This is a genomic window from Amycolatopsis saalfeldensis, assembly GCF_900110575.1.
GTDB lineage: Bacteria > Actinomycetota > Actinomycetes > Mycobacteriales > Pseudonocardiaceae > Amycolatopsis > Amycolatopsis saalfeldensis.
This window is the reverse complement of sequence record NZ_FOEF01000005.1, coordinates 1-14,459: the sequence shown is the minus strand read 5'-3', so window position 1 is coordinate 14,459 and position 14,459 is coordinate 1. Positions and strand designations below refer to the sequence as shown.

The window sequence follows — 14,459 nt, the reverse complement described above, 5'->3', positions numbered from 1 at the left end:
TCATTCCCCTCGGGTGGTGGGTTCGGGTCCGTTCAGCGAGAGCCTGCCATGGCCCCGTCTCGCCTCCAACTTGCCCGGCAGCCAAACGCCGCCCTGCCCGCGCCAGCGGACGACGAGCGCGTCGACCGACCGCAGGTGCGCGTCGGTGAGCTCGCGCACCCCGGAGTCCAGCAACCACCTGCGGAGAACCCGCCTCCGCAGTGCCGCGGGCTCGGCGGCCAGCACGGCCACGTCCAGGCCTTCGGAGCCGCCCGCGCGGGTGAGGATCCGGTCAGCCACTGTGTCCAACGCCTCGGTGTCGTCTCGCAGCTGTGCGGCCGTTCGGGCCAGCGCCGGGGCGACCCCGCCGGCGAGGACGTCCTCCAGCAGCGGCAGCACTTCGGCCCGGAGGCGGGCGCGGGTGAAGCGCGGGTCGGCGTTGTGCGGGTCCTGCCAAGGCTCGACGCCGAGTTCGGCGCAGGCCAGCCGCGTCTGCTCGCGGGTGATGCCGAGCAGCGGCCGTCCCCACGGCGGGTCGTACGGCCGCATCCCCGCGAGCGACCGCGGCCCGGAGCCGCGGCCGAGGCCCAGCAGGACGGTTTCCGCTTGGTCGTCGAGGGTGTGTCCTAGCAGCACGAGAGCCTCGCCGCGGGCTTCGTGGAGCGCGCCGTACCTCGCGGTGCGCGCGGCTGCTTCGGGGCCACCGCGTCCCTCTACGCGAACGGTCAACACTTCGGCGCTCTCGACGCCGAGCTGCTTCGCCCGCGCCGCCGCCTCTTCGGCCACCTTCGCGGAGCCCGGCTGCAACCCGTGGTCGACGACGAGGGCACGCGTCGGGATCTGGCGGAGCCGTCCGGCGTTCGCGGTCGCCTCGGCCAGCGCGAGTGAGTCCGCACCACCGGAGACGGCGACGCACAACTCGGCGGGAAGCTCGACGGTGCCGAGGAAATCCCGCACCGCCTTGCGGACCGCCGCGACCGCGCTCACCCGTGCAGACGCCGTACCCAAGCCGCGGGATCGGTGATCTCGGCCCGGGTCGGCAAGGTGTTCGGCGAGCGCCAGACCGCGTTGAAGCCGTCCATGCCGACGGCGTCGACGACGTGCTTCGTGAACTTCGCACCTTCTTCGTACTGCCGGATCTTCGCGTCCATGCCCAGCAACGCGCGCAGCATCCGGTCGAAGAGGCCACCGCCCTTGCGACGCGCGGTGAAGCGCGAGCGGATGGTGTCGACGCTGGGCACGACCTGCGGGCCGACGGCGTCCATCACGTAGTCCGCGTGGCCCTCCAGCAGCGTCGAGAGAGCGAGGAGACGGTCGAAGACGGCGCGCTCCTTCGGCGACTGAAGGAGTTCGGCGATGCCGACGCCCTTGCCCCGCTGCTTGAGCGCCTCAGGAAGGCGTCCGACCAGGTCGGACAGGCCGTCGGCGGAGTTGCCGGCGATGCCGGTGACGAGGCGCTCGACCTCGTCGGCGAAGTAGTCGCGCAGCCACCGCACGGCGGTGAACTGGAGGCGGTGGGTGCACTCGTGGAGGCAGACCCACAACCGGAAGTCGCGGCCGGGCACCTGCATCGCCCGCTCCGCGGCAACGACGTTGGGCGCGACGAGCAACAGCTCGCCTTCGCGCTCGGGGCCGCCGAAGGGGTCGTACTGGCCGAGCACGCGAGAAGCGAGGAAGGACAGCACCAACCCGGTCTGCACTCCGGCGCCGCCCGCGAGGATCGGCCCGAGCGGGCCGCTCTGCGCCTCGGGCAGCGCGCGCCCGGTGAGCGCGTCGAGCCCGGACGCGGCCGCCCGCACCCACCCCGCCCGGTCGACGACGGTGCCGGGCAGCAACGGCAGATCCCGGCCGAGCCCGGTGAGCCCCCGCACATGCCCCTCGGCCTCGACGGTCAGCTCGCGCAGGTCGACGACCGCCTGTTCGGCAACGTCGCGGGGGACCTGCGGTCCGCCCCGCACGAGCAACGCCCCAGTGGACGCCGCGAGGTCCCAGTCGACCATCGGCCGCCGGCGGGTCTCGGTTTCCTGGCTCACCCCTCTGACGCTACCCGGCCCCGGCCCCTTTTCCAGCCTGAGCGCAGCGTTCGGATCCTCGGGCGCCGGAAAATGTCGTACCCGGGTGGTGCACTGGTCCCATGACGGAAATGAGGGGGTACCAGGTGTCGAGGTTCGCAACGGGACCATGCGCGGAGGGCGAGGTGGTGATCATCTGAGTCGAGGGGACGGTGCGAGTGCCGTGCATGTGGGGAGCGGGCCCGACGGAGGCGGAATGCCCGGCTTTGCCCACTTCCCTTGTGCTGCAGGGGAAGTGGCCTGAGGTGAGCTGAGACCGGGGAGGGTGCGTGGGCCTGACCGGAACCTGAACACGCCGAGGTCGGCCCTTGGCCTGCCTGGTTGTTCGGCCGCGGGCCACTGCGCGCTGGCTGCTGTAGCCGGCGGCGGCACTCTGCACCGGTTACTGCGGCGAAGAGCGGTGCCTTGCTCGGGCCACTCTGGCCGGTCGCTGCACCCTGCCTCTGCAACGTCGGGTCGATGGCAGCACCCGACGCCGGCGGCTACGGGTCGACGGCAGCACCCGGCACCGGCGCCCCGATCAGTCGCGGGACGCTGTCCTGGCGGCCCCGGCCATTCGCGGCGCTCTGTGTTGGTAACTCTGGCCAACTGCAGCACCCGCCCCAGCAGCTCCGGCCAGCCGCAGGCCGCCACCCCGGTGGCCTCGGCCAATCGCAGCACTCGGCGCCAGTCGGTCCGGCCAGCGACAAAACCCCACCCAGGCCACCCCGACCAGCGGCAGCGCAGCAGCACAGTTCAGTCGCCGCGCGCTGGCGCGCCGGTTTCTGTCAGTGGCAGCCGCAGTTGCGCAGTGTCGTCGCCAGGACGTCCAGCGCGGCTTGGCCCGGGTTCTTGTCCGAGCCGTTCGACATGAACGCGAAGACCAGGACCCGGTTGTCCTTGTCCAGGACGTAGCCCGCGAGGGTGTTCACGGAGGTCAGGGTGCCCGTCTTGGCGCGGACCCAGCCCTTGCCCGCCGCGGAGTCACCGGACTGGTAGCGCGGGCCGAGGGTGCCGGCCGGGCTGCCCGCGACCGGCAGGCCCGCGAGCAGCGGACGGAGTTTGGCGGTGTCCGCGGACTTGCCGTCCGGCGCGGCCGCCGCCGCCAGGATCTGCGCGAGCAGGCGCGCGGGCACCCGGTTCTGGTTCGACAGCCCGCTGGTGTCGAACAGCTGCAGATTGCTCACGTCGAACCCATGGTCCTGAAGCACCTTCTTCACGGACTCGCCCGCGCCCGTGAACGACGGGTCGGCACCGGCCGTGATGGCGACCTGACGGCCGAGTGCGTCGGCGAGGACGTTGTCGGAGATCTGCAGCAGCGCGTAGGCCAGGTCCGGCAACGGCGCGGACTGGACTTGGCCCAGGACCTTTGCACCGTCCGGCGCCTTGGCCGTGCCGCCCGCCTGCGCGCCGAGCTTGCCGGCGATCAGCTGGGCCAGTGCAGTCGCGGGCGTGCCCGAGCGCGGCGTCTCGTCGACCTTCGGGTTGATGCGGCCGCCGTCGGTCATCGCGGGGACGATCGGCGCGCCATAGGTCGACGGCGCGTCGCCGGGTTCCCAGCCGGGGGCGGTCTGGGGGCCGGTGTAGGCGCTCAGGTCGAGCTGCACCTTGCTGACGTCGCCGCCGGTGGCCTTCTTGACCTGCGCGACGAGGTCGTCGACGTGCGCGTCGCCCGGGTACAGCGGCGAGTCCGTGCCGATCGGCAGTGTGGTCAGGCTCGGGTCGCCACCGCCGACCAGGATCACCGTGCCGGGCTGCGCGCCCTGGACGATCTTCGTGGTCAGCCGCTTGGTCGGCTCCATCGAAAGCAGCGCGGCCGAGACGGTGAGGATCTTCGTGGTCGACGCCGGCGTCAGCGCGGTCGTGGACCCGTGGTCCCAGAGGACATCGCCGGTGGCCGGGTCGATCACGCTGCCGGTGAGCTGGGCGAGCGCCTTGTTGGCGGCCGGGCCGGAGAGCGCGGATCCCACCCCGCCCGCCGACGGTCCCTGCCCCGTCGTGTCCGGACCGTGCAACGCGAGGCTGACCGACGCGGGATCCGGGATGTCGCTCTTGGGCGCGTTCGCCGGCGCCCAAGGCAGGCCGAGTTTCGTGGACACCTTCGGCATCGCCGCCGCGACTCCGGCCGCCGCGAGCAGCAGCACCACAACGGCGCCGATGACCACGAGTTTCTTGCCACGCTTGCGTTTCCGCGGCGGCTCGGCGGGTGAGTACGGCTCGTACGGCGGCTCTTGGGGCGGCCCGTCGCCGTATCCGCGGTCGTCGGCCGGGTCGTGGTCCTGGCCATGGGGGACGTACTGACCCTGCTGACCGGGCTGGTTCTGCTGACCGGGCTGGCCGGAAAGCAGCGGGAAGCCCTCACTGGGCCGCTCGATCCCGACGGTCGCCTCCGCCGGGAACTGCTCCCCCGACGGCTCGATCCGCATCGGCCGAGCCTGGTTCACCGAAGACGACGCCGAGGGCACCATCCCCCGCGGCGGCTCGGGCGGCAGACCCCGCCGGTCCCCGGGCTCGTCGCCGTGCCCCTCCCGCAGTTCGATCTGCTGTGACCAGTCACCGGGCCGCTGACCCGGCTGGCCGTCATCGCGGAACTGGTCCGGCGCCTCGCTGCGGAAGCTGTTCCACCGCTGGTCTTCGCGGGGCCCGTCGCGCCGGGAGTCGTCGGGTCGCTGGCCCTCAGGTCGCTGATTGTCGAACCGCTGGCTGCCGGAGCGCTGGTCGTCGGACCACTGGCCCTCGGGCCGCTGGCTGCCGGGGCCCTGGCCGCCGGAGCGCTGGTCGTCGGACCACTGGCCCTCGGGCCGCTGGCTGCCGGGGCGCTGGCTGTCAGGTCGCTGGTCGTCTGGGCGCTGGCCGGCGGAGCGCTGTCCCTCGGGGTACTGCCCGGCGGGGCGCTGGCTGCCGAGGCCGTCTGGACGCGAACCGGCCGGGACGCTGTCCTGGCGCTGGCCGATCCCCTCGCTGCGGGTGCTGTCCGACGGCTGCTCGTCGGCGTGCTTGGTGTGGTGGTCGATCCAGAGGGAGTCCGGACGGGGCTGGGTTTCCTGGCCCGGTCGGCCGCTGTGCCGGTCCGTCCACAGTGACTCCGCCGGCTGGTCGCCACGGCTCTGCGGCTCGCCGGTCAGCTCCTCGCGACGATCGGTCCAGATCGACGGCGGACGAGCCTCCTCGCGTTGCGCCTCACCCTTCCGGGCCGGACGCTCGACCGGAACCCACGGCACCTGCTGCGAACGGACCGGCAACTGCTGCGTCGACTGGTCCGGCCGCTCCGCCTGAGACTGCCCTTGGGACGACCGGTTCTGCTGGTTCGACTGGTCCTGCTGGTTCTGCTGCCCCGGCTGGTTCTGCTGCCCCGGCTGGTTCTGCTGGGACAGCTGGTTTTGCTGCTCCGGCTGGTTCCGCCGAGACAGCGGGTTCTGCTGGGACGACTGGTTCTGCTGCTCCGGCCGGTTCTGCTGGGACGACCGGCCCTGGTCCCCCTGCGATGGCTGCGCCGAACCCGGCTCTTGCCCCTGCGCCTGCTGTGGCTGTTGGGACTGCTGTGGCTGCCAGTTCTGCGATGACTGCGATTGGGCACGCTGCTGGTCGCCCGCGCGACCGGCGTCGGCAGAGCGCGAGTCATTACCCAGACGATCAGCGAGCTCTTGCCGCGGCGCCTGAGGTGAGGGCTGAGCCTGCGCCCCCTGCGGCGACGGCGAAATCGGCGCCCACGACGGCGGCTGCGGCTGCCCCGAACCCTGCCCCGGTGAAACCCGCCCCGACTGACCGCTCTGCCCCGGTGAGCCAAGTCCCTGCTGATCGCTCTGCCCACCAGAACCCTGCTGGCTGCTTGACCCCGGCCGACCGCCCGAACCCGGTTGACTGTCCGGCCCAGGCGAACCCGGTCCTGACTGACCCCCGGCACCCTGCTGACTACCCGGCCCCGACGAACCCAGTCCCGACTGACCACCAGAACCCGGCCGGCTGCCGGAACCCGGAGAGCTTGGCCCCGGCTGACCGCCAGAACCCGGCTGACCGCCCAGCCCCGGAGAACCCGACGGAGAACCCGACCCGGGCTGCCCCACGGAACCCGACTGGCCACCAGCTGCCTGCCCACCGGACCCCGGCGAACCAGTCCCCGGCGAACCCGCCGCCACCGGCCCGCCACCACCGGGCGAACCCCCCGGCGAACCCGCCGCAGCCGCGCCGTCGTCGGGGGTGTTCACGCCTGGGATCAGGTCCGGTGGGACGTTCGGCTTGAACCACGAGCCGGGCGGGCCCGGTGTGACGTTCGGCACGGCGAGGCGGTCGGTGACGGTCTGGCCGGGCTTCGGGATCGGGAGGCGAGCCGTCGCGCCGCCGCCGCGTGACGACGTGTCTTCGTCGCCCTCGGGCCACATCGGCTGGTCGTTGTCCGGCACCCACCACTCCTTCTCACCTGCCCCGGGGAGGGGCCAAGCTCACATGCCGCCTAGCCGACATCCATGGGACCGACCGGCGGGGCGTAGTCCACACTAGTGACGTCAATGAGGTGATTACGGTTGCCGCCCACGACGCGTGGGATACCGAGATTCGAGAAGTAGCGAGGACGGCCGTGGAGTTCGACGTCACGATCGAGATCCCCAAAGGGGAGCGCAACAAGTACGAGGTCGACCACAAGACCGGGCGCATCAAGCTGGACCGGACCCTGTTCACCGCGACCCAGTACCCGGCCGACTACGGCTTCATCGACGACACCCTCGGCCAGGACGGCGACCCGCTGGACGTCCTCGTGCTGGTCCAGGAGCCGACCTTCCCGGGCTGCCTGATCCGCTGCCGCGCGATCGGCATGTTCCGGATGACCGACGAGAAGGGCCCGGACGACAAGGTCCTCGCCATCCCGACGAACGACCCGCGCCTCGAGCACCTGCGGGACATCCACCACCTCAACGAGTTCCACAAGCTCGAGATCCAGCACTTCTTCGAGGTGTACAAGGACCTGGAGCCGGGCAAGAGCGTCGAGGGCTCGTCGTGGGTCGGGCGCGCCGAGGCCGAGGCCGAGATCGGGCGCTCCTACGAGCGTGAGACCGACCGCCTCGCCAAGCTGGAGATCAACGGCGAAGAGCACTGACCGCCGACGCGAAAAGGGCCGTTCACTCAATTGAGTGAACGGCCCTTCGGCGTTTCAGCGGAGCCGGGTCAGTGCGCCAGCGCCAGCTGGGCGGCGTCTTCCTCCGAGCGCTGCTCCATCGCCGACTTGTCCGAAAGCGGCTTCTCCTTCAGCAGCCAGACCAGCGCGAAGCCGATCGTCAGCACGATCCCGCCGGCCACGAACACCGTGCTCATCGAGCTGGCGAACCCTTCGAGGATCGGCCGGGCGAGCACCGGGTCGAGCGAGGAGAGGAACGACGTGTCGTTGACGTCAACGCCGCCCGCCATCTGCTTCGCGAACTCCGGGTGCTGGGCCAGCGCCGCCACGTAGGACGGGGAGGCCAGCGCCGAGCGGACGGCCGCCGCGATCCGGTCGCCGACCGTGGCGAACAGGATCGAGAGGAACACCGCGGTGCCCGCCGTGCCGCCGATCTGCCGGAAGAACGTGGCCGACGAGGTCGCCACACCGATGTCCCGGGGCGAGACGTCGTTGGTGGCCGCCAGCTGCAGCGTCTGCATCGAAGACCCGAGGCCGAGCCCCATCACGAACGCGATCGCCATGACCACGCCGAGCGGGGTGTCGACGCCGATCGTCGCGAGCCCGAACAGGGCCGCCGCCATCAGGCCGAGCCCGGTCACGGCGAACGCCTTGTACCGGCCGGTCCGCGAGATCAGCGCGCCGCTGCCGAGGCTGGCGACCATGATCCCGAGCGTCAGCGGCAGCATCTGCAGGCCGGCCTGGGTCGGCGAAGCACCCTTGACGATCTGCAGGTACAGCGGCAGCGACATCATCGCGCCGAACATCCCGATGCCCTGGATCACCGTGACCATCGTGGCCACCCGGAACACCGGACGGCTGAACAGCCGCAGCGGCAGCAGGGCGGCGTCGCCCATGCGGCGTTCCTGCAGGATGAACAGCACCACGCCGATCAAGCCCACCGCGTACATCGCCAGCGAAGTGGGCGAGCCCCAGCCCCACTCACGGCCCTGTTCGGCGACGACCAGCAGCGGCACCAGGCCGAGCGCCAGCGCACCGGCGCCGAGGAAGTCGACGCGCTGCTTGACGCGCACGTGCGGGAGGTTCAGCACCTTGCTGACGACGACCAGCGCGGCCAGCGCGATCGGCACGTTCACCAGGAACACCCAGCGCCAGCCGGTGAGGCCGGCGAACGAGTCGAGGCCGGCGAAGAAGCCGCCGACGACCGGGCCCGCGACACTCGAGATGCCGAAGACCGCCATGAAGTAGCCCTGGTACTTGCTGCGCTCACGCGGCGCGGTGATGTCCGTGATGATCGCCAGCGCGAGCGACATCAGGCCGCCGGCGCCGAGCCCCTGGAACGCGCGGAACGCGGCCAGCTCGTACATCGAGCTCGCCATGCCGCTGGCCAGTGAGCCGACGAGGAACAGCGAGATCGCCGTCAGGTACATCGGCTTGCGGCCGAAGAGGTCGGACAGCTTGCCGTACAGCGGCGTCGAAAGCGTCGCGGTGATCAGGTAGGCCGTGGTGGCCCAGGCCTGGAGGCTCTGCCCGTGCAGTTCGTCGGCGATCGTCTTCATCGCCGACGAGACGATGGTCTGGTCGAGTGCTGCCAGGAACATGCCGAGCATGAGCCCGGACAGCACGGTGAGGATCTGGCGGTGCGAAAGCCTGCCGTTCGTCGCGGCGCCCCCTTCCGCGGTAATGGTGTCGCTCATCGGGTCTCCCTGAGGTTCCGGAGTAGTTGCTTGTACCCCTCAACTACTTGCCGGGTGCAAGTGTTCCCGAAAAGCTTGTACTGGGCAAGCAAATTGCCTGTGACGCTCGTCTCCGGCCGCTGACCAGCGAAAAGGGCCGCCCGCGACAGCGGACGGCCCTTTCGGCGGTGAACGTCAGGCCGAGTAGCCCGGGATGGGGAACGGCGTCAGGAACTCGCGGATCTCGGCCGCGATGGTGCCGAGGGCGGCCTCGTCCTGGGCCGCCGCGGCCGTCACGGTGCGGTCGATCCACTCCGCGACCTGCGGCTGGTGCTCGGGCCGGAGGCCGCGCGTGGTGATGGCCGAGGCGCCGAGCCGGATGCCCGAGGGGTCGAACGGCTTGCGCGGGTCGAACGGCACCGTGTTGTAGTTCAGCTCGATGCCCGCCCGGTCCAGCGCCTGCGCGGCCGGCTTGCCGGGCACGGCCTTGTTCGTCAGGTCGATCAGCAGCAGGTGATTGTCGGTGCCGCCGGAGACGAGGTCGTAGCCGCGCTCGACCAGGGCGTCGGCCAGCGCCTTGGCGTTCGCGACGATGGCGTGCGCGTACTCGGCGAACGAGGGCTGCTGCGCCTCGCCGAGCGCGACCGCGATGGCCGCCGTCGTGTGGTTGTGCGGGCCGCCCTGCAGACCGGGGAACACCGCCTTGTCGACGGCCTTCGCGTGGTCGGCGTCGGAAAGGATCATCGCGCCACGCGGGCCGCGCAGGGTCTTGTGCGTGGTCGTGGTGATCACCTGCGCGTGGCCGACCGGCGACGGGTGCGCCCCGCCGGCGACCAGCCCGGCGATGTGCGCGATGTCGGCGACCAGCACGGCGTCGACCTCACGCGCGATCTCCGCGAACTTCGGGAAGTCGATGGTGCGCGGGATCGCCGTGCCACCGCAGAAGATCAGCTTCGGCCGGTGCTGCCGCGCGAGGTCGCGCACCTGGTCGAAGTCGACGCGCCCGGTCTCCTTGCGCACGCCGTAGCGCACGGGGTTGAACCACTTGCCGGTCGCGGACACGCTCCAGCCGTGGGTCAGGTGGCCGCCGTCGGGCAGCGCCATGCCGAGCACGGTGTCGCCGGGCTGGGCGAACGCGAGGTACGCGGCCAGGTTCGCCGGGGAGCCGGAGTACGGCTGCACGTTCGCGTGGTCGACGCCGAACAGGGCCTTGGCGCGCTCGATGGCGAGCGTCTCGATCGGGTCGACGAACTGCTGGCCCTCGTAGTAGCGCCGGCCCGCGTACCCCTCGGAGTACTTGTTGGTCAGCACCGTGCCGGTGGCCTCGAGCACGGCTTGCGAGACGTAGTTCTCCGACGCGATGAGGCGGATCTTGTCGTGCTGTCGCTGGGCCTCGTCCTCGACGAGCTCCGCGATCCTCGGGTCCGTCGCGGCGAGTGCGGACAGGGCAGGCTGATGGGTCATGGCGTACTCCGGCTCTGCAGTGGCCCTCACCCAGGCGCGCGGTGCCGGCCTCGTCGTCGCTTCCCGGTGGTGCTCCACCTCTGATGGCGCCAGTCGCAGCTGCGTGCCGCAGTTTAGTCGACGCCGGGATCGGCTACACAGGCTCGGAGCCGTCGCGGTGGCGCCGCGCGAGGTCCTGGTAGATGCCGGCGTTGTGCTCCACCCACAGCCGCGCGGAATCGGTGAGCGGCACGAACTTCTTGGCCGGGCTGCCCATCGCGATCGTCTCGGCGGGCACCTCGGTCCCCGGCGTCACGGTCGCGCCCGCGGCGACGAGGGAGCGCGGGCCGATCACGGACTTGTCCAGCACCGTCGAGCCGTTGCCGATCAGGGCCTGCTCGCCGACGGTGCAGTCGTGCACCAGGCACTGGTGCCCGACGGTGACGTTCTTCCCGACCTCCGTCGGGGTCCCGCCGCCGGAGTGGATCACGGAGTTGTCCTGGACGTTCGCGCCCTCGCGAATCACGATCGGGCCGAAGTCGGCGCGGATCACGGCGCCGTACCAGACGGAGGCGCCCTTCTCCACCGTCACGTCGCCGATGAGGGTGGCGGTGGGGGCGATCCAAGCGTCCGGGTGAACCTGCGGGCTGGCGCCCTCGAAGGAGAACAGAGGCATGCCCGCACCCTAAGCGGCGTCAGCGATAGTTCGCGAAGCAGAGCGCCTCGACGTCGGCGCGCAGGCTTTCGACGGGCCGCGGCCGCACACGTTGCTGCACCACCGCGCCGAGCAGGTACGACAGCAGCGCGCGGGCGCGGGCGCGCGGGTCGTCGACGTCCAGCGGGGACAGCAGTTCGGTGAGCAGCTCGGTGATCGACGTCAGCATCGCGTCGATGGCCTGCGGATGCTGCGCGCGGCCCGCGGCGATCCAGTACTCGAACCAGAGGAACGCGCCGTTCGGCCGTTCGGCGAACTCCGCGAGGTACGCCTCGGTGACGGCGAACAGGCGATCGCGCGGGTCCTCGTGCTTCTCCGCGACGGTGCGCAAACCGGCTGCGAAGGTGTTGATGTGCGCGGCCATCGCGCGGTCGATGAGCACGTCGATGTCGGCGAAGTAGTAGTGGACCGCGCTCTTGGTGAGCGGCCCGGCGTCGGCAATGGCGCGGACCGTGCACCCGGCGAGCCCGTCTCTGGCCAGCACCACACGCGCGGCCTCGACGATCTGCTCCTGCTTCTGCAGCTGGTTGGGCGACAGCTCTGCGCTGCGACCGGGTACGGCGCTCACGGTGATCCTCGTTACGTTATTCAGGACGACAGGCCCGAATCCTAGGGCAGATGTCCCAGCTTGCTCCCCCGGGTGAAAAACCGGATTGGCCACCCCGGTCCGCAACGCGGACAATGCGCGGCATGGTGATCTCAGGGGACAAGGGGCTCAGCCCGGCAGCGCGCCGGCAGCTGGAGAAGGAAATAGCCGACCTGCGCGCTCAACGGGCGGCGCTCGCGCCGCAGCCGGGTGAACAGGAACGCACGGGGGACGCGGCGGACCAGGCGGACGTGATCGACCGCGCGGAGTCCGCCGCCCGGTTGGAACGACAGATCGCCGACGTGTCCGCGAAGCTGGAGCACGGCGCGTACGACAGCAACTTGCTTCCCGACGGCACTCGGGTGTCCCTCCGCTACGCCGATGGCGACGAGGAGGTGCTCAACGTGGTGACCATCCCGGGTGAGGACGTGGACTCCCTGACCTCGGACAGCCCGCTGGGACTGGCCCTGGTCGGCGCCAAGGCGGGCGACGAGATCACCTACCGCACGCCGCGCGGCCAGGCGAAGGCCACCGTGCTCGAGCTGACCCCACCGAAGGACTGACCACAGTGGACTGGAAGGCCGGGGCGGCCCGCAGTGGGCGGCCCCGGCCTTCTTTGTTCCGGCGAACCCGGCGCTTTCCCGTGCCGCGTCAGTTCGCGCCGCGCTGATCGATCGTCTCCGGCTTGTACGCGTACACCGTGGTGCCGTCGGTGGAGATGTGCCAGACCGCGTCGCAGATGGTGGTGGTCTTGGTCTCCTGGCCGTTCGGCCACCAGTCCGCGGTCAGGGTGGGCGCCGTCTTCGGGGCGGCGCTCGGCAGGCAGGTGCCCGGCAGCTTGGTGCCGGCGGCGGTGTAGCGCAGGATCCGCTCCGAACCGGTCGTCCGGATGGCCTCCGAGACCGACTGGGCCTGGTCCGGCACCCAGCCCGGCAGCTGGACGTCCTTGTCGGCCTTGCCCTCCGTGCCGGTCCGGTAGTCGACCGCCTTGACGTGGCCGTTCGCCTTCTCGGTGACGGCCTCGCTGAGACCGCACCCCGCGAGCGTGCTCGCCACCGCCACCCCGGCCACCGCCGCGCCGACCCGGACCGTCCTCTTCCCGATGAGATTCATGGGACCGAGTCAACTGTCCCGCGGACCCGGCCGCATCGGTCTTCCGGCCGGACGTCCCCGGCCATCCGACCGACCCACGCACCACGTTCCCAGCCGGACGGCGGCTCGCGGTGAGCCTGTTACGGAACGGTCGAACTGCGATCGCACCACGCGGACATCGGCCGAACATGCTGCCGTGCATGCGAATTCGATCTCTGTTCCTACCGGTCGGCGCCGCTCTCGCGCTGACCACAACCGTGCTGAATGCCCCGGCGCAGGCCGTCGTCGGCGGTACCGAGTCGACCCAGGCGTACTCGTTCATGGGCTCGTTCCAGCCGGCCTATCCCGCGCCACCGCGCGCGGACGGGCACGGCTGCGGAGTGGAAGTCCTTGCGCCGCAATGGGTCTTGACCGCCAGCCATTGCGCCAGGACGCCGACCCTGGCGAAGGTGGGCGTCCCCCGTGATTGGCAGGTGCGCATCGGGTCTCTGGACACCACGTCCGGCGGCGAGGTCGCCCGGGTCGACCATTTCTACCGGCTGTCGAACTTCCAGGACGAAGGCGGGATCTGGGGCAAGGACCTCACGCTGATGCACCTGAAGGCCCCGGTCAAGGCCAAGCCCATCCGGATCGCCTCGGCCACGCCGCGGGACAACACGCCCGCCCGCATCCTGGGCTGGGGCATGACCTGCGACGACATGAACAACCCCGCGTGTTTCCCCACGCGACTGCGGGAAGCCGACACCGCCGTGCAGCCGATCTCGACCTGCCCGTCGGCCAGCGCTGGAGAGCTGTGTGTCGGCAGCCGCGATGGCAGCGTCGCCGCGACCAACATGGACTCCGGCGGGCCGGCGCTGGTCCGCGAACGCGGCCAGTGGACGTTGGCCGGCGTGGTCAGCGGCCCCGGCGGTGACCACGCGCCGACGCTCTTCACCGACGTCACCAAACACGTCGACTGGATCAACGGCATCATCAGCGGCACCGATGTGCCGCCCGACGACCCGATCCCGAACGTCGAGGGCGCGGTGGACCTGTCCGGCTGCATGGGCTCGGTGGTCCGCACCGCCACTTCCGCGCCGGACGATCCGGCGTTGCTGCTCACCAACGGCCACTGCGTGCAGGGACAGCGCCCCGCGCCGGGGGCGGCGCTGGTGGATCAGCCCGCCGACCGCAAGGTGTCCGTCGACGATCGTCAGGGCTATCCCGGTGCCACCGCCCATGCGAACCGCCTGGAGTACGCGACGATGACCGGCACCGACATCGCGCTCTACCGCCTGGACAAGACCTACGCGCAGCTGACGGCCGAGGGCGCGAAGATCTTCCGGCTCAGCTCCACCCCCGCGCGGCCGGGCGACTCGCTGGCGATGGCCTACAGCGGCCGCCGTTTCGCCTGCACCGCCGAGGCCGTGGTCCCGCACCTGCGCGAGGGCGGCTACCAGCAGGACAACTCGCTCCGCTACGCCACCAACCCGGACTGCATGCCTTGGCACGGCACGTCCGGCTCCGCGCTGCTTGAGGTTCACCCCGGGTAGTGGACACCGAGTTAGCAGGACCAGCTGTCCTGCTGAAAGGATGTCCCCATGCCTCCTCGCAAGCGCCGGTCCTACACGGCCGAGTACAAGGTCGAGGCTGCCCACAGGGTGATCGATTCCGGCCGCACGATCACCGAGGTCGCCCGCGAGCTGGGCATCGACGCGGGCATGCTCAGCGTCTGGGTCAAAGACGAACGACGCCGGATCACCGCCGCCGAGGTCCACGGCGACAAGCCTCTGGAGGCGGCCGAGCGGGCCGAGCTGCAACGGTTGCGCCG

At 71.1% G+C, this 14,459-nt stretch carries 12 protein-coding genes and 1 riboswitch; of the genes, 4 read left to right on the top strand and 8 right to left on the bottom strand.

All coding sequences use genetic code 11. The features are described from left to right. The 3 genes from tilS to dacB form a co-directional block, all read right to left on the bottom strand. Window positions 1-966 carry a tRNA lysidine(34) synthetase TilS gene (gene tilS, locus BMY97_RS13370; RefSeq protein WP_091617138.1) on the bottom strand — a complete coding sequence of 322 codons (966 nt, stop codon included), beginning with the start codon at window positions 964-966 and terminating at the stop codon, window positions 1-3. Continuing rightward, window positions 963-1,979 carry a zinc-dependent metalloprotease gene (locus tag BMY97_RS13365; RefSeq protein WP_091617490.1) on the bottom strand — a complete coding sequence of 339 codons (1,017 nt, stop codon included), beginning with the start codon at window positions 1,977-1,979 and terminating at the stop codon, window positions 963-965. The genes tilS and BMY97_RS13365 overlap by 4 nt, the downstream gene beginning before the upstream one ends. Window positions 1,980-2,818: 839 nt before the next feature. After that, the gene (dacB, locus tag BMY97_RS13360; protein WP_245787305.1) at window positions 2,819-5,251 is read right to left on the bottom strand and encodes a D-alanyl-D-alanine carboxypeptidase/D-alanyl-D-alanine endopeptidase; all 2,433 of its coding nucleotides are present in this window, start codon (window positions 5,249-5,251) and stop codon (window positions 2,819-2,821) included. A gap of 1,352 nt (window positions 5,252-6,603) precedes the next feature. Between dacB and BMY97_RS13350 the strand changes: the two genes are divergently transcribed. Beyond that, window positions 6,604-7,119, top strand: coding sequence for an inorganic diphosphatase (locus BMY97_RS13350; RefSeq protein ID WP_091617136.1), 516 nt, complete (start codon window positions 6,604-6,606; stop codon window positions 7,117-7,119). 68 nt (window positions 7,120-7,187) lie between these two features. Here the strand turns inward: BMY97_RS13350 and BMY97_RS13345 are convergent, their stop codons facing one another. From BMY97_RS13345 to BMY97_RS13330, 4 genes are all read right to left on the bottom strand, one after another. After that, the gene (locus BMY97_RS13345; protein WP_091617135.1) at window positions 7,188-8,834 is read right to left on the bottom strand and encodes an MDR family MFS transporter; all 1,647 of its coding nucleotides are present in this window, start codon (window positions 8,832-8,834) and stop codon (window positions 7,188-7,190) included. Window positions 8,835-9,008: 174 nt separating this feature from the next. Then, on the bottom strand, window positions 9,009-10,277 hold the full coding sequence (locus BMY97_RS13340; RefSeq protein WP_091617134.1) for a serine hydroxymethyltransferase: 1,269 nt from the start codon (window positions 10,275-10,277) through the stop codon (window positions 9,009-9,011). A 21-nt stretch (window positions 10,278-10,298) separates the two neighbouring features. After that, a riboswitch (ZMP/ZTP riboswitch) is annotated at window positions 10,299-10,384 on the bottom strand. Window positions 10,385-10,410: 26 nt separating this feature from the next. Then, entirely contained in the window at window positions 10,411-10,932 is a 522-nt protein-coding gene (locus BMY97_RS13335; RefSeq protein ID WP_091617133.1) for a gamma carbonic anhydrase family protein, read from the bottom strand. 19 nt (window positions 10,933-10,951) lie between these two features. After that, entirely contained in the window at window positions 10,952-11,539 is a 588-nt protein-coding gene (locus BMY97_RS13330; RefSeq protein WP_091617132.1) for a TetR/AcrR family transcriptional regulator, read from the bottom strand. A 122-nt stretch (window positions 11,540-11,661) separates the two neighbouring features. On the opposite strand from BMY97_RS13330, the gene BMY97_RS13325 reads away from it, so the two are divergent. Further along, complete coding sequence (locus tag BMY97_RS13325; protein WP_091617488.1) at window positions 11,662-12,120, top strand: GreA/GreB family elongation factor; 459 nt, start codon at window positions 11,662-11,664, stop codon at window positions 12,118-12,120. Window positions 12,121-12,208: 88 nt separating this feature from the next. Here BMY97_RS13325 and BMY97_RS13320 read toward each other — a convergent pair whose 3' ends face one another. After that, complete coding sequence (locus BMY97_RS13320) at window positions 12,209-12,670, bottom strand: hypothetical protein (RefSeq protein WP_091617131.1); 462 nt, start codon at window positions 12,668-12,670, stop codon at window positions 12,209-12,211. 179 nt (window positions 12,671-12,849) lie between these two features. Between BMY97_RS13320 and BMY97_RS13315 the strand changes: the two genes are divergently transcribed. Both BMY97_RS13315 and BMY97_RS13310 read left to right on the top strand, forming a co-directional pair. Continuing rightward, window positions 12,850-14,181 carry a S1 family serine peptidase gene (locus BMY97_RS13315; protein ID WP_091617487.1) on the top strand — a complete coding sequence of 444 codons (1,332 nt, stop codon included), beginning with the start codon at window positions 12,850-12,852 and terminating at the stop codon, window positions 14,179-14,181. Window positions 14,182-14,229: 48 nt separating this feature from the next. Beyond that, on the top strand, window positions 14,230-14,459 hold a 230-nt coding region (locus BMY97_RS13310), incomplete at its 3' end, for a transposase (protein WP_143086195.1).